General features: G+C 55.9%; 19 protein-coding genes. 11 read left to right on the top strand and 8 right to left on the bottom strand.

Annotated features, from left to right (window positions below; genetic code table 11):
* The first annotated feature begins 26 nt into the window (after positions 1–26).
* From purN to sorU, 6 genes are all read left to right on the top strand, one after another.
* Complete coding sequence (gene purN / locus AC1RSM_RS07055) at positions 27–683, top strand: phosphoribosylglycinamide formyltransferase (RefSeq protein ID WP_492930817.1); 657 nt, start codon at positions 27–29, stop codon at positions 681–683.
* Positions 684–716: 33 nt separating this feature from the next.
* Entirely contained in the window at positions 717–2,132 is a 1,416-nt protein-coding gene (locus AC1RSM_RS07050; protein ID WP_492930815.1) for an RsmB/NOP family class I SAM-dependent RNA methyltransferase, read from the top strand.
* Between the two features lie 101 nt (positions 2,133–2,233).
* Positions 2,234–3,460, top strand: a complete 1,227-nt coding sequence (locus tag AC1RSM_RS07045; RefSeq protein WP_492930813.1) for a DesA family fatty acid desaturase — start codon at positions 2,234–2,236, stop codon at positions 3,458–3,460.
* Complete coding sequence (locus AC1RSM_RS07040) at positions 3,457–5,751, top strand: UvrD-helicase domain-containing protein (RefSeq protein WP_492930811.1); 2,295 nt, start codon at positions 3,457–3,459, stop codon at positions 5,749–5,751. The genes AC1RSM_RS07045 and AC1RSM_RS07040 overlap by 4 nt, the downstream gene beginning before the upstream one ends.
* Positions 5,752–6,188: 437 nt before the next feature.
* Positions 6,189–7,409 carry a SorT family sulfite dehydrogenase catalytic subunit gene (sorT, locus tag AC1RSM_RS07035; protein ID WP_492930809.1) on the top strand — a complete coding sequence of 407 codons (1,221 nt, stop codon included), beginning with the start codon at positions 6,189–6,191 and terminating at the stop codon, positions 7,407–7,409.
* Between the two features lie 53 nt (positions 7,410–7,462).
* Positions 7,463–7,774, top strand: coding sequence for a SorU family sulfite dehydrogenase c-type cytochrome subunit (gene sorU, locus AC1RSM_RS07030; protein ID WP_492930807.1), 312 nt, complete (start codon positions 7,463–7,465; stop codon positions 7,772–7,774).
* Positions 7,775–7,829: 55 nt separating this feature from the next.
* Here the strand turns inward: sorU and AC1RSM_RS07025 are convergent, their stop codons facing one another.
* The 3 genes from AC1RSM_RS07025 to AC1RSM_RS07015 form a co-directional block, all read right to left on the bottom strand.
* Positions 7,830–9,770, bottom strand: coding sequence for a metallophosphoesterase family protein (locus AC1RSM_RS07025; protein ID WP_492930805.1), 1,941 nt, complete (start codon positions 9,768–9,770; stop codon positions 7,830–7,832).
* Between the two features lie 216 nt (positions 9,771–9,986).
* Entirely contained in the window at positions 9,987–10,370 is a 384-nt protein-coding gene (locus tag AC1RSM_RS07020) for a hypothetical protein (RefSeq protein WP_492930803.1), read from the bottom strand.
* A 258-nt stretch (positions 10,371–10,628) separates the two neighbouring features.
* The gene (locus AC1RSM_RS07015) at positions 10,629–11,849 is read right to left on the bottom strand and encodes an arabinose transporter (RefSeq protein ID WP_492930801.1); all 1,221 of its coding nucleotides are present in this window, start codon (positions 11,847–11,849) and stop codon (positions 10,629–10,631) included.
* 85 nt (positions 11,850–11,934) lie between these two features.
* On the opposite strand from AC1RSM_RS07015, the gene AC1RSM_RS07010 reads away from it, so the two are divergent.
* Entirely contained in the window at positions 11,935–12,564 is a 630-nt protein-coding gene (locus tag AC1RSM_RS07010; protein ID WP_492930799.1) for a TetR/AcrR family transcriptional regulator, read from the top strand.
* Between the two features lie 142 nt (positions 12,565–12,706).
* Here AC1RSM_RS07010 and AC1RSM_RS07005 read toward each other — a convergent pair whose 3' ends face one another.
* From AC1RSM_RS07005 to dapD, 4 genes are read right to left on the bottom strand one after another with little or no spacing between them, the layout of a single operon-like run.
* Positions 12,707–14,635 carry an ABC-F family ATP-binding cassette domain-containing protein gene (locus tag AC1RSM_RS07005; RefSeq protein WP_492930797.1) on the bottom strand — a complete coding sequence of 643 codons (1,929 nt, stop codon included), beginning with the start codon at positions 14,633–14,635 and terminating at the stop codon, positions 12,707–12,709.
* A complete protein-coding gene (gene prmB, locus AC1RSM_RS07000; protein WP_492930795.1) occupies positions 14,632–15,555 on the bottom strand; it encodes a 50S ribosomal protein L3 N(5)-glutamine methyltransferase in 924 nt (307 codons plus the stop codon). Before prmB ends, AC1RSM_RS07005 begins: the two co-directional genes overlap by 4 nt.
* On the bottom strand, positions 15,549–16,685 hold the full coding sequence (gene dapE / locus AC1RSM_RS06995) for a succinyl-diaminopimelate desuccinylase (RefSeq protein ID WP_492930793.1): 1,137 nt from the start codon (positions 16,683–16,685) through the stop codon (positions 15,549–15,551). The genes prmB and dapE overlap by 7 nt, the downstream gene beginning before the upstream one ends.
* Before the next feature lie 2 nt (positions 16,686–16,687).
* Entirely contained in the window at positions 16,688–17,506 is an 819-nt protein-coding gene (gene dapD, locus AC1RSM_RS06990; protein WP_492930791.1) for a 2,3,4,5-tetrahydropyridine-2,6-dicarboxylate N-succinyltransferase, read from the bottom strand.
* 866 nt (positions 17,507–18,372) lie between these two features.
* Between dapD and AC1RSM_RS06985 the strand changes: the two genes are divergently transcribed.
* The gene (locus tag AC1RSM_RS06985; RefSeq protein WP_492930789.1) at positions 18,373–19,278 is read left to right on the top strand and encodes a hypothetical protein; all 906 of its coding nucleotides are present in this window, start codon (positions 18,373–18,375) and stop codon (positions 19,276–19,278) included.
* Positions 19,279–19,390: 112 nt separating this feature from the next.
* On the opposite strand, the gene AC1RSM_RS06980 is transcribed toward AC1RSM_RS06985, so the two are convergent.
* The gene (locus AC1RSM_RS06980) at positions 19,391–20,176 is read right to left on the bottom strand and encodes an AraC family transcriptional regulator (RefSeq protein WP_492930787.1); all 786 of its coding nucleotides are present in this window, start codon (positions 20,174–20,176) and stop codon (positions 19,391–19,393) included.
* A 106-nt stretch (positions 20,177–20,282) separates the two neighbouring features.
* Here AC1RSM_RS06980 and AC1RSM_RS06975 point away from each other — a divergent pair, with 106 nt between their 5' ends.
* From AC1RSM_RS06975 to AC1RSM_RS06965, 3 genes are all read left to right on the top strand, one after another.
* Positions 20,283–21,089, top strand: a complete 807-nt coding sequence (locus AC1RSM_RS06975; protein ID WP_492930785.1) for a sulfite exporter TauE/SafE family protein — start codon at positions 20,283–20,285, stop codon at positions 21,087–21,089.
* A 129-nt stretch (positions 21,090–21,218) separates the two neighbouring features.
* Positions 21,219–23,021, top strand: coding sequence for an SLC13 family permease (locus AC1RSM_RS06970; protein WP_492931489.1), 1,803 nt, complete (start codon positions 21,219–21,221; stop codon positions 23,019–23,021).
* A gap of 51 nt (positions 23,022–23,072) precedes the next feature.
* Complete coding sequence (locus tag AC1RSM_RS06965) at positions 23,073–23,543, top strand: PaaI family thioesterase (RefSeq protein WP_492930783.1); 471 nt, start codon at positions 23,073–23,075, stop codon at positions 23,541–23,543.
* Positions 23,544–23,550: the final 7 nt, after the last annotated feature.

Here is a 23,550-nt window from a genome sequence, read left to right as displayed (position 1 = left end):
TTCGTTATTTCTCGGGAAACAGGATTTTGACCGATTCCACCCAACCTTGTCGCCTGGTTGTACTTATTTCAGGCCGGGGCTCCAACTTGCAGGCCATTGGCGAACTGATCAAGACAGCGGGCTTAAATGGCCGTATCGAGGCGGTCATCTCTAACAAGGGCGACGCGCCCGGACTGGAGTGGGCACAGCGCCAAGGGCTGCCTACCGAGACGGTTTCGCATCGCGAATTTGCAACACGTGAAGCCTTTGACCAGGCTTTGGCGCGCGTGATCGACCGCTACCAGCCAGATTATGTTCTACTTGCGGGATTCATGCGCATCCTGAGCACAGGTTTTGTTCAGCACTATGCAGGCAAGCTCATCAATATACACCCATCCTTGCTTCCTAGCTTTCCCGGTTTGAATACCCATCAACAAGCACTCGACGCTGGCGTCCAGTTTCACGGCTGCTCGGTGCACTTTGTGACCCCTGTGCTCGATGACGGTCCCATCATTGCCCAAACTATCGTGCCTGTGTTGCACGACGATGATGCACAATCGCTGGCAGAGCGCGTTCTGGCTACCGAACACCATGTCTATACAGAGGCGGTGCGCTGGTTGATTGAAGGACGAGTGCGTTTGCAAGCCGATGGCCGTGTCCAGGTCGCCGGGCTTGCGCATCGCGGCTTTTATTTTCCCGCCTGATTCGCGCGGGCTATTTGGAATTATTGAATATTCATGTCTGATCACCAACAATCCCGTCCCGAGCGTGGTCGCTCGGATCGCAAGCGTCCGTCTTCGTCTGCGCAGCGTAATGAGTCTGGCGCACGTGGTCGCCCTTATGGCGCACGCAGCGACAAGCCCTCGGGCCCGCCGGTTCCGGGAGCGATCGCACAACGACGTCTGGAGCAGGTCTCCAGCGCCTTGGGCGAAGTTTTGCAGTGGAAGCACCCCGCAGACCTGGCGCTGACGCGCTGGGCTCGTACGCGCCCCAAAATGGGCTCGCGTGACCGCGCCGAGATTCGCGAATCCGTATTCGATGTATTGCGCCATTTGCGTCAGTACCGCAATTGGGCTGAAAGTGGTGTTGGCCCATCGACGCGTCGTCTGGCCATCCTGGGCCTGTCGGCTGCGATTGGTCAGGAAGAACTTTCCCTGGGTCTGCCCGAGGACGAGCGCCAGTGGCTCAAGCACATTCGTTCCTTGAGGACGGACGGCCTGCCAGTTGGCGTGCGTTTGAGCCTGCCTGAGTGGCTGGAAGAGCGTTTGACGCAGATTCCCGAGTCCTACAAGCTCATGGAAGCCATGAATGAGCAGGCTTTGCTGGATTTGCGCGTCAACCCCATGAAAGCCGAGCGCGATACCGTGCTGCGCCAGTTGCAAAATGGCCCTATGGCCCGCTTCAAACCGGTTGCCATGCCGTTTTCTCCTTGGGGTATCCGTATTGAAGGCCGCCCATCTGTCGCAGTATGGCCACAGTATGAAAAAGGCGAGCTGGAAATTCAGGAAGAGGGCAGTCAGTTGCTGTCCGCTCTGCTGGAGCCACGTCGTGGCGAGATGGTTATTGATTACTGCGCCGGTGCGGGCGGTAAATCCCTGTTGCTGGGTGCTTTGATGCGCTCCACAGGCCGTCTCTACGCGTTTGACGTGTCGGCAAGCCGCTTGAGCAAAGCCAAACCGCGCTTTGCCCGTGCTGGCTTGTCCAACGTAGTCCCGGTGGTCATCCAGGAGTCGGGCGATCAGCGCGTACGCCGCTTGCATGGCAAGGCTCAGCGCGTTCTGGTCGATGCTCCTTGCAGTGGTTTGGGAACTTTACGTCGAAATCCCGATCTTAAGTGGCGTCAACACCCGCAAGCCTTAGAGCAGTACACTCAGATGCAGGCTGACATTCTGGAACAAGCAGCCGCATGCGTGGCACCCGGCGGTCGTCTGGTCTACGCAACATGCAGCTTCTTACCGGAAGAAAACGAGCATCAAGTGCAGGCTTTCTTGGAAAAACACCCCGAGTTCCGACTGCTGGATGCCCGGGAAATCTTGAAGGACAAATGTCCAGCCCTTGCGCTAGAGGGGCCTTATTTAAATCTGCGCACGGACCGTCACCAGACTGACTGTTTCTTTGGTGCGGCACTTGAACGAATCGCGGAAAGTGCTTGATTTAACGCAAGTTCGTCCTTAAATAGTGTTATTGTTAATCGGTTAGGTGGGATACACTTTTCCGGTTTCCCTTAACACAAAGATCAGGTTTAAAAGGGTCTATGCAATCGTTTCTTTCTTATCTCGCCGATGGATGGCTGCAACTGTCTTGGTGGCAGTTCATCCTTGTCGTTTTAGCACTGACACATGTCACTATTGTGGCAGTCACCGTCTTTCTACACCGTAGTCAGGCGCACCGTGGGCTGGATCTGCATCCCGCCGTTATGCACTTTTTCCGCTTCTGGCTCTGGATGACCACCGGTATGGTCACCAAAGAGTGGGTGGCTATTCACCGTAAACACCACGCCAAGTGCGAGCGTGAAGGCGATCCGCATTCGCCCGTCGTGTTTGGTCTGGGCAAAGTCTTTTTCCGCGGTGCCGAGTTGTACCGTCAGGAAGCGACCAACTCTGAAACCTTGAAGCGTTTCGGTCACGGTACCCCCGATGACTGGCTCGAGCGTAATCTGTACAGCAAATACAGCATGTTGGGTATTACCATCATGTTGGGTATTGATCTGTTCCTGTTTGGCCTGTTGGGCCTGACCGTCTGGGCGATCCAGATGGCCTGGATTCCTTTCTGGGCAGCAGGTGTGGTCAATGGCTTGGGTCACGCAATTGGTTACCGCAACTTTGCCAGCCCAGATACCAGCACCAACGTGCTCCCTTGGGGCATCATCATCGGTGGTGAAGAGCTGCACAACAACCACCACGCCTACGGCACCTCGGCCAAGTTCTCCAGCAAATGGTATGAATTTGATTTGGGCTGGTGCTACATTACAGTGCTTAAAACACTGGGATTGGCCAAGGTCAAGAAGGTTGCACCTAAGCTGCGTCTGGAGCCTAGCGTGTCTGCCAATGCATCGCTGGACGGCATCAGCTTGTCCACCCTGCAAGGCGTGATTACGCACCGCTACGAAATCCTGGCCCGCTACGCTGACATCATCAAGACGACAGCATCGGAAGAAATTGCACGCCTGAAGCCGCAAGTGAACAAAGACAATCCAAATTGTTCTTGGTCCTTGCTGGAAAGCTGCAACGACTGGATTGGCCGTGGCGATGATGTTCTGGCTCCCGAGCAGCGTGCCGAGCTGGAAAATGTGGCAGCTGGTGATTCCCGCTTGTCCATCCTGGTTCGCATGCAACGTGAACTGGCCGGAATCTGGGAAAGCTCCAGCGCTTCCAGCGAACAGTTGTTGTCCGATCTGCGCACTTGGTGCCAGCGCGCTCAGCAAAGTGGTATTGAAAGTCTTGAGCAGTTCGCCTTGCGTCTGCGCCGCTACGCGGCATGATGGATCGCTTAAACCCGGAACAGCGAGCCGCGGTTACTCTCCCCTCTGGCCATGCCTTGGTGCTGGCCGGAGCGGGTAGCGGAAAAACCAGTGTCCTGACCTCCCGAATGGCCTGGTTAATCCAGACCGGGCAGGTCAGTCCACACGGACTAGCTGCTGTTACCTTCACCAACAAAGCCGCGCGCGAAATGCTGACGCGGCTTACTTCATTATTGCCTATCGATACCCGCGGAATGTGGGTGGGGACCTTCCACGGCCTGTGCAATCGCTTGCTGCGTATGCATTACCGGGATGCAGGTCTGGTTCAGACTTTCCAGATTCTGGATACAGCGGACCAGTTGGCGGCGATCAAGCGTTTGGTCAAAGCCAATAATATTGATGACGAGAAATTTCCCCCTAAGGAAATTCAGAAGTTCATCAATGCCTGTAAAGAGGAAGGCCAGCGTCCAGGAGACCTGGAAGCCCATGATCCCCATCGTCGCCGCCTGATCGAGCTCTATCAGCTTTATCAAGAGCAGTGCGAACGCGAGGGTGTGGTCGACTTTGGCGAATTGCTGCTGCGGGCCTACGAGCTCTTGTCGCGCAATGCCCCTATTCGTGAGCATTACCAGCGCCGCTTCAAACATATCTTGGTTGATGAGTTTCAGGACACCAACGTGTTGCAATACCGTTGGTTGCGTCTGTTGGCCGGAGACCAAGCCAGCATGTTTGCAGTGGGCGATGACGACCAGTCCATTTACGCCTTCCGTGGCGCTAATGTGGGCAATATGGCCGACTTCGAGCGCGACTACGCCCGCGGGAATGTGATTCGCCTAGAGCAGAACTACCGTTCCTCAGGTCATATTCTGGATGCAGCCAATGCGCTGATCGAAAACAATAGTGGCCGCCTGGGCAAGAATTTGTGGACGGACAGTGGCGAAGGCGAACTGGTGCGCATTAGCGAGCTGGCTTCGGATGCCCTGGAAGCGCAGTGGATTGTGGACGAAGTCCGTGCCCTGATTGCTGAAGGCAAGCCACGTCGTGAAATTGCCATTCTGTATCGCAGTAATGCTCAGTCGCGGGTGATTGAGCATCGTCTGTTTTCCCAAGGCTTGCCTTACAAAGTGTATGGTGGTCATCGCTTTTTCGAGCGTCAGGAAGTCAAGCACGTACTGGCCTATTTGCGTTTGATGGATAACGCGGATGACGATACGGCATTCTTGCGAGTGGTGAACTTTCCCACTCGCGGGATTGGCGCACGTTCGGTTGAGCAATTGGCAGATTTGGCCCGAGAACGTGGTACCAGCTTGCTGCGTGCCATTCCCTATTTGCAAGGGCGGGCTGCGGCCAGCTTGATGCGCTTTGCCACGATGATTCAGGATATGGCCAGTCAGGCACAGATCCTGTCTCTACCCGAACTGATCGAGCATGTGGTGCACGGCAGTACGCTGCTGTCGCACTATCAGGCAGATCGTGAAGGCGCCGAGCGTCTGGAAAACCTTCAGGAATTGGTCAACGCGGCGACCGTATTTGTGGGTGAAGAAGGCTTTGCCGAATTGCCAGCCGGCCGAGTGCCGGAGGCGGTGCCGGGTGAGTCGCAACAGGCGATGCAAAACCCGGATCAGCCCGTGGCCTCTGTTCTAGCTCCAATGTCGCCGTTGGGGGCCTTCCTGACCCATGCGTCGCTGGAAGCAGGGGACAATCAAGCCCAAGCTGGTCAAGATGCAATTCAGCTGATGACAATCCATGCCGCTAAAGGTCTGGAGTTTGATGCGGTCTTCATTACCGGTTTGGAAGAAGGTTTGTTCCCGCACGAGAACAGCTTGTTTGATCCAGGTGGTATCGAGGAAGAGCGCCGCTTGATGTACGTGGCCATTACCCGTGCACGCAAGCGCCTGTACATCACGCTGGCGCAAAGCCGCATGTTGCACGGCCAGACTCGCTACGCCATGCGCTCTCGTTTCTTGGAAGAGTTGCCTGAGCAGAACATCAAGTGGCTGTCAGCTCGTTACGCCAGCGCTCCCATGCAGTCCGAGGCTAGCTCGGGTGCGTTTCGCCGTGGTCAAAGCTGGGGAGACAGTGACAAGAGCCGTTCGGCGCAGCCTTATGGTGGCCGCAGTCATACCAGCGTGCTGGAAGTGAATGGGCAGTCCTTCCGTGTCGGGCAAGGTGTGCATCACAGCCGTTTTGGCGAGGGCACCATCATTAACCTGACAGGTCAGGGTGATGATGCTCAGGCGTTGATCCAGTTTCGCGAAGTTGGCAGCAAGACCTTGGCCTTGGCAATTGCCAAACTGGACCCGGTTAGCTAAACGCCTTTTTGGACTGATTGCACAGTTAAAGCCCTCGGAGCAATCCGAGGGCTTTTTTCATGGCTGCTCTGGGTACTGCTCTGAGCACATTTCATTCGGGTGTTCAGCTTGTGCAGCGTGGAAAGGGTTCGCCACCTTATTCAAACAGATTTTCCTAAACGCCTTGTTCCAGTGCCCTCGGTAAAAGTTCTGAGGCTGGAAGTAGGGCGTAGATAAACTAGATTTGAGAAGAATCTAGCTTCTTATCAGTGCTCAGCAGGATAGTTGTAAAGAGCTAAAAGCCTTTAGGTATAAGGCTTACAGCCTGTTTTTATTTTTCCTTAAGTTCCTTTCTGTTCGTTATATATAAGGGTTATAAGTTGTAGTTATAAAGTTGTTGCCCCCATAAAATCGAAACCTAAAGTAGTTACATATATAAAACACATATGGAGGCGACAATGGAACCCAGTAATTTCTCACGCCGGCGCATGCTCTTGTCTACGGGCGGAGTCATGGCTTTGGCCGGTACCGCAAGCCTGACTCCTTTGTCCGCTGCTCTGGCTCAGGACAAGGCAAAAACACAGGCTAAAGCCTTGCCCGCCTACGCGTCTTGGAAGCATGCCGACAGCTTGATCGTGCACAGCGCCAACACCATTGAAACCAAACGCAGTGCTTTTGGCTCGGGTTTGATTACCCCCTTGGATCGCTTATTTGTGCGAAATAACGTCGCACCTCCATCTGAACAGATTGTGGCTGATCCTGACGCTTGGGTGCTGTCGATCAAGGGCGTTAAAAACCCCAAAGAAATGACGGTAGCCGAGATCAAACGCTTGGGTCTGGTCGCGGTGCCTATGGTGTTGCAGTGCTCGGGTAATGGCCGTGCTTACTTCCCTGAAAAACCTAGTGGTACGAAATGGACCGTAGGTGCAGCAGGCTGTGTTGTGTTCTCCGGCGTGCCTATCAAGGCAGTGCTGGAAGCGACAGGCGGCATGGACGCTGGGGCCAAGTTCATGACAGGTACGGGTGGCGAGGATATTCCAGAAGGTCTGGACCCCAACACCATCATGGTGGAGCGCTCACTGCCGCTGGAAGCCATTGATGATGCAATCTTGGCTTGGGAAATAAACGGTCAACCCATCCCCTTGGCTCACGGCGGTCCTTTGCGTTTGATCGTGCCCGGTTACACCGGTGTAAATAACGTCAAATACATCAAACAACTGGCCTTTAGCAAAGATCAGTCCGCTGCCAGCATTCAGCAAAACAGCTACCGCATGACGCCCATGGGTGAAAAGACCAATGTGAACCAGGAGTCGGTGTGGGAAATGCCGGTCAAGTCCTGGATCACCAGTCCGAACGGCGAACCTGGCGAAGAGATCAAAGCCGGCAAGGTGCAGGTTCAAGGCTTGGCCTTTGGTGGCATGAGTTCAGCCAAACAGGTTGAGGTGTCGGTTGATGGTGGCAAAAACTGGATCAAGGCAGACTTTGTGGGCCCAGATCTGGGTAAATATGCCTGGCGTCAATTTGTGGTGGGCGTTGATATGAAGCCCGGCCAGTACGAAATTGCCAGCCGCGCCACCAGCGAAGCGGGCACCGTCCAGCCTGAAGAGCGCGTGGCTAACAGCCACGGCTATTTGAACAATAGCTGGCGTGACCACATGCTGCCCGTCACCGTTATTTAAGCCTGCAATGTTGTAGCCGCCCCGACGCATCGGGGCGGGTTTGGAAGAGAATAATGAAGAAATATTTTGCTGTTGTTGCTGCCTGTTTGTTTGCGCTTGCTGGCCAGGCTCAGGCTGATGAGCAGGGCAAAACCCTGTTTACGGCGGGTGCCAAACCCATTGCCTGTGCGGTCTGTCATACCTTGGCGGATGCGGGTTCCGCGGGCGCAATTGGTCCTGATCTGGACGAGTTGCAACCCTCCAAAGAGCAAATCTTAAAAGTCATGAACGAAGGGATGGGGGCCATGCCGTCCTTTGCTCAAACCTTAAGTGACGAAGAACGCGACGCTATCGCCGCCTACGTCAGTACCGTAGCCGGGCAGTAAGCCCCTGCGCCAGGACGTCCTGCCGGATACACACGATCAGTTCCACGCCCCGTTCTTAATCTTCTGCTTCAGGCGGCAAGAATTCAGTAGCGGGTGTGTTGTTGGCGTTGTGGTGCAAAATCCGGGCAGGGCGGCCTTCTTCATCCAGCCAGATCTGGCCAATCCCTGAACCATTCCAGACCCGTTCACCGTGATGTCGTTGATCGGGCAGACGAGGCGTAATGCTCAAGTCTCGACGCTGGGTGAACCAGTTCAAGGGCGAACGGGGTGAGTAGAGCCAACGGTTCAAACGATCCAGCCAGTTCAGCAACTGAGACGGAAATTCATTCTTGATGCCGCTGCTGGTGATTTGCCAGATATGGGGGATGTGCTTGCTGTGGCGTACCTCAACATCATAGGCAAAGGAATAGTGCACATCGCCGGACAAGATGACGTAATTACCGGGTGTGCGCGAGTGCCGGAAAATATTCAGCATGGTACTGGCCGCACCACGGTGTGCCATCCAGTTTTCCGCGTCTACGGTCAGAGCAAAACCGGCGTAGGTGCAGATTCTTTGGATGACTTCAATTAGCTTGACGCCAAACATCGGCGTCGGCGACACAATGACGGCGGCGCGCTCATCCAGCAGTTCATGTTGCAACTCGGTCAAGGACTCCCAGTCCATCAAACCGGAGGGGCGGCTGGCTAAACGGCGATTGTGCCAACGGCGGGTGCGCGTATCCAAAACGATAATCGTCGGTTGGGTACGCAGAACATAATCCCACTGATTGAAGGCCAGCAATTGCTTGATGATGGCGTCTTGAGTCTGCAATTCAAGACGTTGGTGTTCGTCGACATTCGCCGTCCAGGCCGTAATGTCATCCAATACCGTGTGAAAAACTTCGGGCCGGTTGCCCCAGCCCTGACACAACATGTAGGCTACCAACGCATTACCCACAATACGTCGTGAAAAGGGGTGGCCATAGGCCGTGCTTTCCCACTTGGCTGACAGGTTCCAGTCATCAGTGATGTCGTGGTCATCGAAAATCATCAAGGTCTGCACGTGCGCCAAGGTACGGGCAGCCTGAGGCAAGTCTTGCCGGAAGCCGTCCAAGGCCTTGGCTTCGCGCAACCAGCGTTGCTGGTGCTCGGGGCTGAGCTCGGGGGCTTGGGGTTCGTCAATGATCTGCCAGGGGGTCGGAGACCAGACCAGCAGATACATGGCCAGCACTTCGGCCAAGGTCACCAGATGGTTATGTGCATTGGCCGTGGTGAAGATGGGTTTTTCCACACCGCCAAAAAAGCGCTCGCGCAAGGCCTCGTTGGATTTAAAGGCGGGGAGCAGATCGGCGCGCCGATAGTAGCTGGCGGGATGGCGATAAAGCGACTCACTGTCCGAGACCACCGCCCCGTCCAGGTACTCCCCAAATAGTCCCAAGCGCTCAATCAAAGCATGCACCGCACCCAGCATGGGGCCGGCCACGTCATCGGCATAGACTTGGTCACCACAGAGCATCAGCAGGGCAGGCCGTGCCTTGGCCTCTGTGATGTCTTGTCCTAAGACGGTATCGGCTTGGGCCAGGCCATCGCGGGCAGCATGGTGGGGTTTGCGGCAAGAGCCAAACAGGATGTTGTCGCTGCGCTTGGACAGAACCAGACTAGGTTTGGATTGGCCAGCATGCAGCAAGTGGGCAGCCCAGTCTGCTATGCCTTGCTCTTGTCCCTGGGCTGTTCGGGTGACCACGTCGTAGTGAATCACCGTCTCAGTAGGCAGGGGCGTATCCAGCGCAACGTCAATAAAGTGGATGTGGGCGTGCAGACCCACCGGCACGATACGGCACTGCTCAGGGCCTAGGGAGATACGTCGGGATTCGGCACCAGCCGGTTCCAGCAGGAGATCCAGCGATAAGGGGGCACTGCCTACCAGCCACAAGACTAGACGTTGTGGTTCCAGACGACGCAGGATAGGGCCGGCGAGAACCGGGGGAAGGGTTGACGAGAGGGCGGGGAGAGTCAAACGGGTTGCTGCCAGGATAAGAAAAGACCATGAATGGACAGCAAGCCGCCTATAAAGTTGCAGTCTAGCCTGCTAATTAAGGTATGAAATAGCAGGCAGATGTTGCTGGCTTTGTCTAGGGTGAGGCGCTGTATTGCGGTATCTGGCTGGGCTACCCCAATAGGGGGCCCAGCCACATAGTATTGACTGCCCAGAGGCAAACTGCCAAGAGGCGGATCAGGAGTTCTCTGTTTCCGGAGTGGCTGCCAGAAAAGCGGTGACCTGTGCATCCAGATCGCTTTCCAGCACAACACGCACTGGAAAGCCCAGTTTTTTGCCCAAAGGTTCAACAAAAGCATTCAAGGAAAAGGCGAACAAGGGATTGCCCACCACGACCAGGCTGGCTGCACAGCAGTTGCTCAGGCTACTGCGATTGTCTTTGAGCCACTGAGAGAATTCTTCTTTTTCAGTCGAGCCTTCTTTATCTGCGCCGGGCAATTCGCGCGTCAGCAGCACAAAGCGTTTGCCTTGATCCAGCAAGGCTTCCAGCTCCTGTCGCCAGTTGGAAGGGGATGCGTCCGTGATCCAGACGCGGGGGAATTCGTGGGTCGAAATGTGCATTAATCTGCTCGTAATTATTAAGTGTTTTTTCGGATTGAATGCGCAGTTTTGTACCATCAATCAGCAGGTTCAGGCCAGTGATAAAACGCCGGGAAAAATCATCAGAAAAAATGGCTTCTCGTGACTGCCAGTCGCGACCCTGTAGTACGGCGTTGGGCGGCTGCCGCTTTGTATGAGCTGATGTCGCTTTGACGCTAAGGCCCATAACAAGAGGCTGCCTACGGGCAGCCTCTTGGAGTTTGATTATGAGTAGCGAGATCAGGCCACGGCAGGGGAGGCGACTCCGCGCAGCAAGGCTAGCGCCACCAGAACCGACAAGCTCACCACAATGGCACTCACCAGATAAACAGCGCTGATTCCCCACGCTACTGCCAGGGCACCCAGGGCCGGGCCGGTAATGCCCAGGGAAATGTCCAGGAAGGCGACATAGGCACCCATAGCAACACCCCGGCTCTCAGGCGGTGCACGGCGTACTGCTTCAACACCAAAGCCGGGGAAGGCCAGAGAATAGCCCCAGCCAGTCAAAGCAGCTCCCACGTAAGCGATAGCTGGACTGTCAGCCCCCCAGATCAGCAACAGGCCCACGGCTTCGATCAGGACGCAGAGCAAGGCAACTTGAGCACCTCCCAGTTTGTCGGGCAGGTGGCCAAAGAATATGCGAGCGGCAATAAATGCCGCCCCAAAGGCGGTGAAAGCCAAAGAAGCATTGCCCCAGTTACGGTCTGCGAATAGCAGGGCGACAAAGGCGGTCAGACTGCCAAATCCCACACTGCACAAGAGCAAGCCCATGCCTGCGCACCAGACCAAACCGAGCACTTGGTAAAACGGAGTACGGCGTTGAGCGGTCGGGCCGATGGCACGCACTTTCAGGAGCAGTAACAAAGAGAGCAAAGGCAGAAGCGTGACAGCCAAGGCAATGCCGTCAAAACCGTAATCCACATGGATGGCTACACCGGCAGGGGCGCCAACCGCATAAGCTCCGTACATGGCTACGCCTACCCATGCCATAACTTTGCCCGCATTCTTGGGGCCCACCAAAGCAATCCCCCAGCTCAAGGCTCCAGTGATCACCAAGCTTTCTCCGCAACCTAGCAGGATACGGCCAATGACCAGCACCCAGACGGACAGGGTAGGCATGGTGTGAAAGCTTAGGGAGGCCATATAGGCCAGTCCAGATAAGCACATCACCATCAGGCCCAGCACCATGGCGTGTTTGGACCCCTGCGTATCGGCTAGATTGCCGGCCCAGGCACGGGAGAGCAGGGCGGCTGCAAATTGAATGCCGATCACCAGGCCCACCACAAGGGTGCTCATCTCCAGCGCATTGTGTATGTGCAAAGGCAATACCGGCAGGGGCAAACCTATGCTTAGAAAACTGATAAAAACGGCCAGGGTAATAGGTAGCAGTCTTAAAAAAACACGGGCAGCAGGAGGTGACTGTCCCGTGGCAGCGGCTTGAGCCGTATGTAGTACAGACATGGATAACTCCAAACATGAGTAATTGCTCGATATTTGAGATAATATGAATAATTGCTCACATCGAAAACTCGCATTTGGAGCCCTGATGCCCACCCTCCCGCAAGCCAGACGTATCCCGCGTCAAAGCCGTTCTCGAGCGTTGGTGGAAGCTATTTTGGAGGCCACGGCTCGCGTTTTGTCGGAACGTGGCTATGCAGGCACCAATACCAATGTGGTTGCTGAGGTCGCCGGAGTCAGTGTGGGATCGGTGTACCAGTACTTCCCCAATAAGGACTCCTTGATTTCGGCCCTGCACGAGCGGCATGCATTGCAAATGAATGCCGCCATGGAAAGCAGCTTGGCCGCGACTCAGCCATTGGATCTGCGGGGGCGGCTCAGCGCTTTGGTGCAAGCCTGGCTGGCTGCCCACTTGGTGGACCCGGAATTACACCGTGTGCTGGAAAAGGAATTCCCCTTCTTTGATGCGCCGCCTACCGAGAGCCAAGCGGATCAAAGTATTCGTAATCGGATTCGCCAATTACTGGAGGAGCATCGCCGCGAGGTCGTGCCACAGGATCTGGATTTGGCCACGTGGGTGGTGATGCAAAGCCTGGAGTCCTTGATCCACGGCGCGGTTATTCCGCCCGGGGTGCCGTATCCGCCAGATCAGCTTGAACAGGCCATTGTGGATTTGTTGTGCGGATATCTGGGCTGCTCAAGGTCTGTGAAGGTTTGAGCAGAAGGGTGGCAGAGGATCTATATCCGGCCCTACTTAAATGGACCCATGCACATTTAAGCGCGCAAGAAAAAGGCGCCACTCTTTGCAGAGCTGGCGCCTTCTTGTTCAGAAAGAGGCAGTGGAGAGCATAGGCGCTTGTTTACGCTTGTCGCCCAATTTCCTCCATCTCTTCCTGAATTTCCAGCCATTCTTCTTCCAGAGTTTGGTGAGACTTGGTTAGCTCACCATGCTCTGTCATCAAGGCGGGACGTTGGTCCTTGTAGCGATCCGAATAAAAGTCCGGGTCTTGCATCAAGGTATCCAGCTCTTGCAAACGCTGCTGGGCTTTTTCCATTGCTGTTTCCACTTTCTTCAAGCGGCTTTCCAATGGTTTGCGCAGCAGGGCCTGGCGTTGGCGCAGCTCGGCTTCCTGACGGCGCTGGGCTTTACGATCCGTGCCTTCGCTGCCAGTGTCCGCCGCCCGCGCTTCCTGACGAGCTTCAGAGCGTGATTGCGCACTACGCGCAAGCAGCCAATCCCGGTAGTCCTCCAGGTCGCCATCAAACTCTTGAACTTGGCCGTCGGCCACGATCCAGAAAGAGTCCACCGTAGAGCGCAACAGGTGACGATCGTGCGAAACCAGCAGCACGCTGCCACCGTAATCGGCCAAGGCCGTAGCCAGGGCTTCTCGGGTATCCACGTCCAAGTGGTTGGTGGGTTCGTCCAGCAAGAGCAGATTGGGTTTTTGCCAGACAATCAGAGACAGAGCCAGACGCGCCTTTTCTCCTCCGGAGAAGGGGGCGGTCAGGCTGGTGACCATATCGCCGCTGAAGCCGAAAGAGCCTAGATAGTTGCGCAGTTCCTGCTCACGCACATCGGGGGCCAGACGGGCCAGATGCTGTAGCGGGGTGGATTCGGCGTCAATGGAGTCAAGCTGATGCTGGGCAAAGTAGCCAATCACCAAGCCTTTGGACTCCAGTCGCTCCCCACGAATGGGTTCCAGCTTGCCAGCCAGGGTTTTGACCAGCGTGGATTTACCCGCACCGTTCATCCCCAAAATCCCTATACGAGCTCCCCCGCGCACCATCAGGCGTACTTGGCCCAGAATGGGTTTCTCTTGGCCTGCATAGCCCAGATCGGCGTGATCCAGGGTCAGCAAGGGATCTGGAGTGTATTCAGGTGATGGCAGGCGAATGGAAACGCTGGCATCTTCGCGCAAGGGGGCCAGGGTCTGCATACGGGCCAAGGCTTTCACCCGGCTTTGTGCTTGCTTGGCTTTGGTGGCTTGCGCCTTGAAGCGATCAATAAATCCTTGCAGACGGGCCGCTTCACGAGTTTGACGCTCGTAGGCGATCTGGCTTTGCTGCATACGTTCGGCGCGTTGCACCAGAAAGTCGTTGTAGCCGCCTTTGTAGCGCACCAGCTTGCCTTGATCCACGTGCAAAATCGAACGGGCGACCGCATCCAGAAACTCGGTATCGTGCGAAATCAAGAGCACTGTGCCGGGATAGGAGACCAGCCAGCGCTCCAGCCAGAGCATGGCGTCCAAGTCCAGGTGGTTGGTGGGCTCGTCCAGCAAGAGCAGGTCTGACGGAGCCATCAGAGCGCGAGCCAGCGACAGGCGCATTTGCCAGCCACCGGAGAACTCACGCACGGGCAGCATCCACTGATCGGGACGAAAGCCCAGACCGGCCAGCAACTGCTCAGCCCGCGAGGGGGCGGACCAGGCATCGGCTTCGATCAGGGCATTTTCCAGTTCAGCAATGGCTTGGCCATCGCTGTCCGGCGTGTTGGCACGTTTTTCCTGTAGTGCGCGCAGGCGCTCATCCCCGTCAATCACGAATTCGCGGGCAGGGCGGTCACGGTCAGGAATGTTCTGGCGCACACTGGCTACTTGCCACACTTCGGGGATGCTCAGATCGCCTGCATCCAGATCCAGCTCGCCTTGCAACAGAGCAAACAGCGAGGATTTACCTGCGCCGTTTTTGCCCACAATGCCCAAGCGTTCGCCCGGATTAACGATGAAATCGGTCGTGTCCAGCAGGACCTTGACGCCGCGACGCAGCGTAATTCCAGTTGCGCGTATCACAGAGCCAGTTGCTCCCGGCTTAGCAAGAGAATCTGGTCTTCAGCGGTTTCCGTGCTCAGCCAGATAGGTTCCAGTTCCGGGAAGGCCGCGATGAAGTTGTCGTATTCGTTACCAATTTCCAGAATCAGCACGCCCTCGGGGGCCAGGAAGTTAGGAGCGGCTTCCAGAATACGGCGCACCAGGTCCATGCCATCGTCACCGCCTGCCAAGGCCAACTGGGGTTCGTGCTGGTACTCTTGCGGCAAGCTCTGCATGGACTGCTCATTCACATAAGGTGGATTGCAGATAATCAGGTCGTAAGCCGTTGTGGGCAGTTGGTCCAGCAGATCGCTCTTGTACAGGCTCATGCGATCGTTCAGATCAAAGGCATCAATATTGGATTGAGCCACTTCCAGCGCCGCGTCGGACAGATCCACCGCATCTACCTGAGCGTGCGGGAAGGCCAGGGCGGTCAGAATGGCCAGGCAACCGGAGCCTGTGCACAGATCCAGCGCGTTATAGATGGCTTCGGGGTCGGCAATCCAGGGTTGCAGCTGTTCGGCCAGCAATTCTGCAATGGGTGAACGCGGCACAATCGTGTCGGCTGTGACGCGGAAGCGGTGGCCTTGCAACCAGGCTTCGCCTGTCAGATAGGCTGCCGGTACGCGCTCATTGCAGCGACGTGCGACCAAAGCCAGATAGGCGGCTCGCTCGGACTCCACAACGGTGGTATCCAAAAACGGTTCCAGAGTATCCAGCGGCAGGTGCAGGCTGTGCAACAGCAGGTAGGCGGCCTCGTCCCAGGCGTTGTCACTACCATGGCCAAAGGCCAGTTCGCAGCGGTTAAATTGGCTAACCGACCAGCGTAGTAAGTCGCGCACGGTGCGCAGTTGTTGCTGGGCTTCCAGCAGGGAGGAATTATCGATGCAAGGGCTTAACAAAGCAGGGCTTCCAGTGTACGGCGATAGATGTTTTTAAGAGGCTCAAGGTCGGCGACAGCAACGTGTTCGTTGATTTGATGGATGCTGGCATTGAGCGGGCCAAATTCGACCACTTGGGGGCAGATTTTAGCGATAAAGCGCCCGTCGGAGGTGCCGCCTGTGGTGGATAAATCGGTTTCCACACCGGTTTCAGCTTCAATGGCGCCGCGCAAGGCCTCACTGAGTGGCCCGGCTTCGGTCAGGAAGGGCTCGCCGCCCAAGGTCCATTCCAGCTGAAAGTCCACGCCATGGCGGCTCAGGATGTATTCCACTTCAGCCTGCAGTCCAGCCGGGGTTTGCTCGGTGGAAAAACGGAAATTGAAGTGCACGTCCAACTGGCCGGGAATCACATTCCCTGCGCCTGTTCCGGCGTGGATGTTGGAGATCTGAAAACTGGTGGGCGGAAAATCGATATTGCCGGCGTCCCACATGCGATCTGTCAGCTCGTGCAAGGCAGGAGCAAAGACATGCAGTGGATTGATGGCCAACTGAGGATATGCGACATGACCCTGACGGCCTTTAACGATCAAGTGACCGGATAAAGAGCCGCGACGGCCATTTTTGATGGTGTCACCCAGTTGGCGCGAGCAGGTCGGCTCACCCACGATGCAGTAGTCCAGCTGCTCACCACGCTCTTGCAGAACGCGGCAAACATGCACCGTTCCATCAGTAGCGGGGCCTTCTTCGTCAGACGTCAGCAGCAGAGCGATCGAACCCTTGTGGTCCGGGTGGGCCTGTGTGAATTCTTCCACGGCATGCACAAAAGCGGCAATGGACGCTTTCATATCCGCCGCACCGCGGCCATACAGCTGGCCGTCGCGCACAACAGGCTCAAAGGGCGGAGAATCCCATGCGGCTTCCGGGCCGGTGGGAACAACATCGGTATGGCCTGCAAAAACAAACAGGGGAGCCTGGGTGCCACGGCGGGCCCACAGGTTCACTACCGGTCCGCTAGGCAGGTTTTCCAGCGTGAAACCAGCTTGCTCCAGCCGTGCGCCCAGCCATTGCTGGCAGTGGGCGTCCTCTGGCGTGACCGAGGGGCGGGCAATCAAGTCTTTGAGGGTATCTAGTACAGAAATGTCAGTGCTCATGTTCAGGCGCGAAGTAAATCATTAATACTGGTCTTGGCACGTGTGCGGGCGTCCACACGCTTGACGATGATGGCGCAGGCCAGGCTGTACAGCCCGTCGGCCGAGGGCAGGGAGCCCGGAACCACCACCGAGCCGGCGGGCACGCGACCTTGATAGATCTTGCCCGTCTCGCGCTCGTAAATTTTGGTGCTTTGCGACAGAAATACGCCCATCGCCAGCACCGAGTTTTCTTCTACGATCACCCCTTCCACCACTTCAGAACGGGCACCGATAAAACAATTGTCCTCAATGATAGTCGGACTGGCTTGCAAAGGTTCCAAAACCCCACCGATGCCCACACCACCGGACAGATGCACATGCTTGCCGATCTGGGCGCAAGATCCGACCGTTGCCCAGGTGTCCACCATCGTGCCTTCGCCAACATAGGCGCCAATATTCACAAAGGAGGGCATTAAGACGACATCGGGGGCAACGTAAGAGCCTTGACGCACCACGGCGCCAGGAACCGCCCTAAAGCCGGCCTGAGCAAATGCAGCTTGATCGTGTTGTTCGAACTTCAGCGGCACCTTGTCATAAAAAGGCGCGGGGTCGCTGGCCATGACGCGGTTCTCATTGATTCTGAAGGACAAGAGAATGGCTTTTTTCACCCAATCATTGACCTGCCAGTGCCCGTCGATTTTTTCCGCCACGCGCAAGGAACCGTAGTCCAGCTTCTCAATCACGGTATGGATGGCCGTGCGCAGTTCAATGCTGTGGTTTTGGGGGGAGAGGGAGGTTCGCTGTTCCCACGCCGCTTCGATCAGACTTTGGAGGTCGCTCATAGGCTAGGCTCTGTGTGAATTCAGGCCGTCATTGGCAGTATTGGGATACAAAAGGCGCATAACGCGCGGTTTACCACCGCTGCGGCCGAGCTTGAATGAAGGCAACAGGATAACCGAGTCTGTCCTATCCATGCACGGATTTATGGCTTTGTTTGTCGCTTTTGAGTGTGTTGGTGCCGGGCTCTCGCTTCCTGTGTCCGCCCTGCAGCGCGGGGTGTGTCAGGTCCGGTCGGACAAGGTCGGTGGACTACGCAGCACCCGGTTTCTTGCTCTTGTACCGCAATAACAGTCCTTTATTTCACGAATCATACTTTCTGAATTCTTGCCGCTCGGTAATTCTTTCCTGTCTTTTGGTTTTTTGCTTATGGCTCTTATTCTATTTATTTATTCTTATTGAATTCATCGGCCTTTATTTAAGTAATCTAATATTTCTAAACAATAAAAAATAATTCAAGTTAGATACGTGTATGCGAGTGAGCCCCCGTTCTATCGACAGTTTTTGTTTCCTTTGTCATCTGCCGGTTCGGGCTGTTTTTCCCTGAGTAGCCCTATCAGAGAGGCTTTTAACCCTTCTGCTTACGAGGTCATCCGCCTAGCCTGTTTTCGAGCGTGGCCCCTTGGATACCTCTGCACTGATTCAGTTTCGCTTTTTACATTTTATAAAATTAAACGAATTTTTATCTGCCTAGAATGAATGCGATTACTTTGCTCTTATATGCAACTTGTTCTTTTTTCTTCATTTAAGTGGAGGAGTTATGAGGTCTATCCTTTTGTGGCTGGTGGGAGTGCCAATCCCTATCATTATTTTGCTGGCTCTGTTCTGGCATTAAGGTTCTTGCGATCACAATCCGAAATAAGGAATCATCATGGCTATAACGCAATTTGGTTCGGACGCAGTGGTGGGTACGCAGACTCTGGGGGAATCGTCTCATTCCGCCGTGTCTTGGGGAGCCATTATCGGGGGGGCCGTCATTGCGGCAGCCCTGACAGTCACGCTGCTGGTCGGCGGGACCGGTTTGGGCTTTATGGCAATCTCCCCTTGGAGCCAGGAGGGGGCCTCCGGTAGCACCTTGGCCATCGGCACGATTGCGTGGCTGTTTGCGACGCAGATCATCGCTTATGGTATTGCTGGCTATGTGACCGGGCGCTTGCGTACCAACTGGTCGGGAGTGCATGGCGACGAAGTTCACTTCCGCGATACGGCACACGGCTTTCTGGTGTGGGCGCTAAGTGCCGTAGTTGGTATCTTCATGCTGGGTTCGGGCGCTGCTTCGGTTATTTCCGGCACAGCACAAGCCGGAGCCAGCTTGACCGGCGCAGGCGTAGGTGCGGCATCGGCTGTGGTAGGGAAGGCAGGTAAAGACCAGGCTGAAGGCCCAGGCCTGTCTTACTTTACTGATACCTTGCTGCGTCCGGCTGATCCGGCCAATATGCGCGTGGAAGGTGCGAACCCCGAGCGTGAAGTCAGCCGGATTCTGGCTCGTAGTCTGAAAGAAGGAAAGGTCTCCGACCAAGATCAGGACTACTTGCTGCGTCTGGTGGCTGATCGTACTGGTTTGACGCCTGAACAAGCCAAGGAGCGTTTGGCCTCGGTTGAGAAGCAAGCGAAGGAAGCAGCCGACAAGCTGGAACAACAAGCCCGTGAAGCGGCGGATACGGCTCGTAAGGCAGCCGCTGCCTTTGCCTTGTGGGCGTTTGCTTCTTTGCTGGTGGGGGCATTCGTTGCCAGTCTGGCCGCAACCATGGGCGGACGCGCTCGTATCGCTCGATAAGTGTTGTAGCCTTCGCCTTGATCCTTTCCGGATTCAAGGTGGTTCATGAAAGCCTCCAGCTTCTACAGCTGGGGGCTTTTTTCTGTCCAGTGAAAATAGGCTTTATGCACTGTTATGCCAGCCTGTCAGTTCCAGGCGCACGAATGAAGTGACTGGGGGCCTGGCCTAGACGCCGGCGGAACATGGTGGAAAAGGCGCTGGAACTGTCATAACCCAAATCCAGCGCGATCTGCGTGACGGCTTGCCCAGCGGATAGTTTGGTCAAGGCAGCGAGCAAGCAAGCTTGCTGACGCCATTCACTAAAGCTCATCCCGGTTTGCTGCCGAAACAAACGCGTGAAGGTGCGCAGGCTCTTGTTCAGCTGTTTGGCCCACTGTTCTGGCGTGACCTGGATATGGGGAGCCCGTAAAAAGGCTTTGCATAGCGTGGCTAGCTGCGGATCTTGAGGGATAGGGGCGAAAAGCGGCATGGTCTGAGCCAGGCGCACCTCATGCAACAGCAACTGAGCCAAGGCACCGTCGCGACCGTATTCATCGTACAAGGCCGGCATCGCCAAAGAGGCGAGCAAAAGCTGATGCAGCAAAGGGGTGATGACCAGCACTTCACAGTGATCGCCGCGTCGGGGCGCTGCCTCTGGCTCTATATAGAGACTGCGTGTGCTGGCACCTTGCATATGTACCCGGTGACGCTTGCCCGCTGGAATCCAGACTCCGCTATACGGCGGGATCAGCCAAGCGCCGTCGTCCGTTTCCACTTCCATCAAGCCTGTCATGGCATAGAGCATTTGTGCCCGTCGATGGACGTGAAAGTCCAGCACGGTGCCGGGTGCATAGTCGGTTCCAATTGCCAGTACAGGGCGGGGGGTGGCGTCAACGCTGTCCAGTCGTACATTGTGCATAAGCAAGCCTATGGCCGAAACGAAAGTATTATTGACCGGTTTTAGCATGCCAGCCAAACCTAGGGATCTTATCCTGAGGCTTTGCACTCTCTTCTAATTAGCTGCTATGTATTTTCTACTGCTGTTCTTTGGTTTGCTGGCAGGCGTCACGACGGTGTTGTTTGGCTTTGGGGGCGGCTTTGTGGTTGTCCCCGTGCTGTATTCAGTGCTGATTGGCATGTACGGTGTGGATAGCCAAATGGGACAGTCCGCCATGCACATTGCCGTCGCTACATCGACCTGCGTCATGATCTTTGGGGCAGGCTTGTCTACTTGGCGTCATCACAAGGCGGGGACGGTGCCCTGGGAGCAGGTGCGTCCCTTGCTCCTGTTCATCGCAATAGGCGCGATTCCCGGCGCGATCGCGGCGATGGCATTAAGCGGCTCTTGGGTGCGCTGGATTTTTGTGGCGTATTTGGGCTTGACGATTCTGGATGCTGTTTTTCGCTCGGACTTCACCAAAGCAGCGGGCAATGCGATTCGGCCTATGGGCCAGACGCTCAGCGCAGTGGCGGGGGTATTGATTGGCGCCATTGCCGCCTTCTTGGGAGTGGGGGGTAGTGTGATCACAGTCCCTTTGATGCGTAGGAGGGGCGCCAGCATGACGGCCGCAACGGCCGCCGCTAATCCCCTGTCTTTGCCCATGGCTGTGGTGGGGAGTCTGACCTATGCCATGTTGGCCTGGAACGCCGATTCGCTGGGAGCGTGGCACGTCGGGTATATCGATGTACGCGCTTGCCTGGTACTGGTGTTCGCTTCCTGGCTGGGGATACGTTTAGGTTCGCGCTGGATTGGCAAGATCCCTGACACTATTCATGCCAAAGCCTATATAGCTTTGCTCAGCTTGGTGTTTCTGCTGATGCTGTTGGTGTAAGCCTATTCAAGCGCTCATAAAGCAGGAGATTCCGTTTTTTCCTGTTCTATCCAGAGCCCGACATAAGGCTAAGCGTGTGTTTTTTGCTCAGTGCAGCAATAAGCAACAGTTAAGGAGCCGAATTTACCTATACTGAGCAGCACCAAACAAACGGAGTACGGCAGCATGACAACAGAGATTGCAGTGGTCTTGGGTCTGGCTTTAATAGCGATTGTCTTGTTTGCCACAGAAAAACTCAGAATAGACGCCATTGCTCTGCTGGTCCTGAGCGCTTTGGCCGTTCTGGGGCTGGTCACTCCGGAGCAGGCTGTCGGAGGGTTTAGCAATCCGGCCACCATTACGGTGGCTGCCATGTTTGTCTTGGCGGCGGGCCTGCAAAACAGCGGCGCACTTTCCGGGATAGGGGATTTGCTGGGTAAGGCCAAGTCCCCGTTCCAGTTCCTGCTGGTTCTGTTTCTGATCCTGGCGGTGATTGCTCCCTTTGTGAACAATACTGCTGTGGTGGCGGTCTTCATCCCGATTGTGATGGCGGCTACGGCCCGCATCGGCATGTCCGCCTCCAAGGCCCTGATCCCTCTGTCTTATGTCTCGCAAATGGCGGGTGTCTGTACCCTGGTTGGGACATCTACCAACCTGCTGGTCAATGCCATAGCCCGTGATCTGGGCCACCCTGGTTTCTCCATGTTCGAGTTCACCTCGCTGGGGGTGATCTGCATGGTGGTGGGCTGTATCTATCTGCTCACGGTAGGACGCTGGTTGCTGCCCGATGCGCGCGGTGGCGAACTGGTCGAACAATACGAGTTGGGCAAGTACATCACCGAGCTGCGCGTGATGCCTGATTCTTCCTTGATCGGGCAATCCGTGGGCGATGCCAAGTTGGGCGAAGAGTACGGCGTCTTTGTGTTGGAGTTGCTGCGTGGTGACACCAAAGTCTGGGGGCCACGCGAGCAAAAAATCGAAGCCGGAGATGTACTGTTGGCGCGTGGCGACTGGACCAAGCTGGACGAGCTGCGCAAAGAGGCTGGCCTGGAAGTAGACCCACAGTTCAAGCTGGAACAGCGCTCTTTCGAGCAGGTTGACCAAGTGCTGAATGAAGTCATGATCGCTCCCCGTTCACGCCTGAGCGGACGCACGCTGGCCAGCCTGGGTGTGGGCTGGCACAAGAATGTCACCGTGTTGGGGATTCATCGCCGCGGTCAGGTCTTGCGTGAGCAGTTGCGAGCCGTGCGCTTGCAGGTGGGCGACATTCTGCTGATGCTGACCCCGGCGTCCGAGGCAGGCGACCTGCGGGCGGACAACAATATTATTGTGCTGTCCGAGCGTGAAGCCGAAAAGAAAATGGGGTGGCGCGCCCCGTTTGCACTGCTCACCATGACCTTGGTGATCTTGCTGCCCGTTCTGGGTTGGGTGCCGATCAGTATCACCTCCCTAGTGGGGGCAGTCGCCATGACCTTGGCCGGTTGCTTGAAGGCTGATGAAGTCTATGACGCGATTGATTGGCGCATCATTATTTTGATGGCTGGTTTGCTGCCCTTAGGCATGGCAATGAGCGAGACGGGTGCTGCCCAGTTCTTGGTGGAAAACACCGTCGGTTTGGTCAAATCCTCCGGCCCCTTGGTGGTGCTGGCCGTAGTGTATTTAATGGCCTTGCTGCTAACAGAATTCATGAGCAATGCTGCTGCGGCGGTTCTGTTAACGCCTATAGGCATGTCTACGGCCAAGATGATGGATGTGGATGCCACGCCCTTTTTGATCGCCGTCACCTTTGCCGCGTCCACCAGTTTTGCGACGCCAGTGGGCTACCAGACAAACACAATGGTGTATGGGGCCGGCGGCTATCGCTTCACGGATTTTCTGAAAGTAGGTTTGCCTTTGAACTTGATTTTCTGGGTCTTGGGCGTGATCTTCATTCCTATTTTCTGGCCCTTTTAAGCCAGCCTGAGGCAGGCTTTCCTTAAGATAAAAACAGAGGAGACAATGTCGATGAATACGATGGCAAGCCAAGCAGAAACCGCCTTGGACCCGCAAATTGCACAAGCCGTACAGGATAGTTTCGCCCGTCAAAATGCCATGAGCCTGATTCAGGCCACCATGCCGGTGCTGGAGTCAGGCATGGTCGAAATCCATATGCCGCACTGGGAGGGTGTGCAGCAACAGCATGGTTTTGTCCATGGCGGAGTGGTGGGGATGATTGCAGACTCAGCCGGTGGTTATGCCGCCATGAGTTGTGCGCCCTTGGGGGCCAGTGTCATGAGCGTGGAGTACAAGCTCAATTTTCTGGCACCGGCCAAGGGGCAGTCACTGATTGCGAGAGGTTCAGTCGTGCGTCGAGGGCGCACCTTGATTGTGACGCAGGCCGAAGTGTTTGCCGTACAAGAAGGCAAGCACACGCTATGTGCATTGATGCAGCAAACTATTGTGGTGATGCCAGGGCAAGCTGAAAAAACGGAGTAGGGCGAGC

It is taken from the genome of Alcaligenes sp. GW821-FHT11D07 (assembly GCF_058808495.1).
Note: the sequence above shows the minus strand (reverse complement) of the source record. Positions and strands in the feature narration are given on the sequence as shown.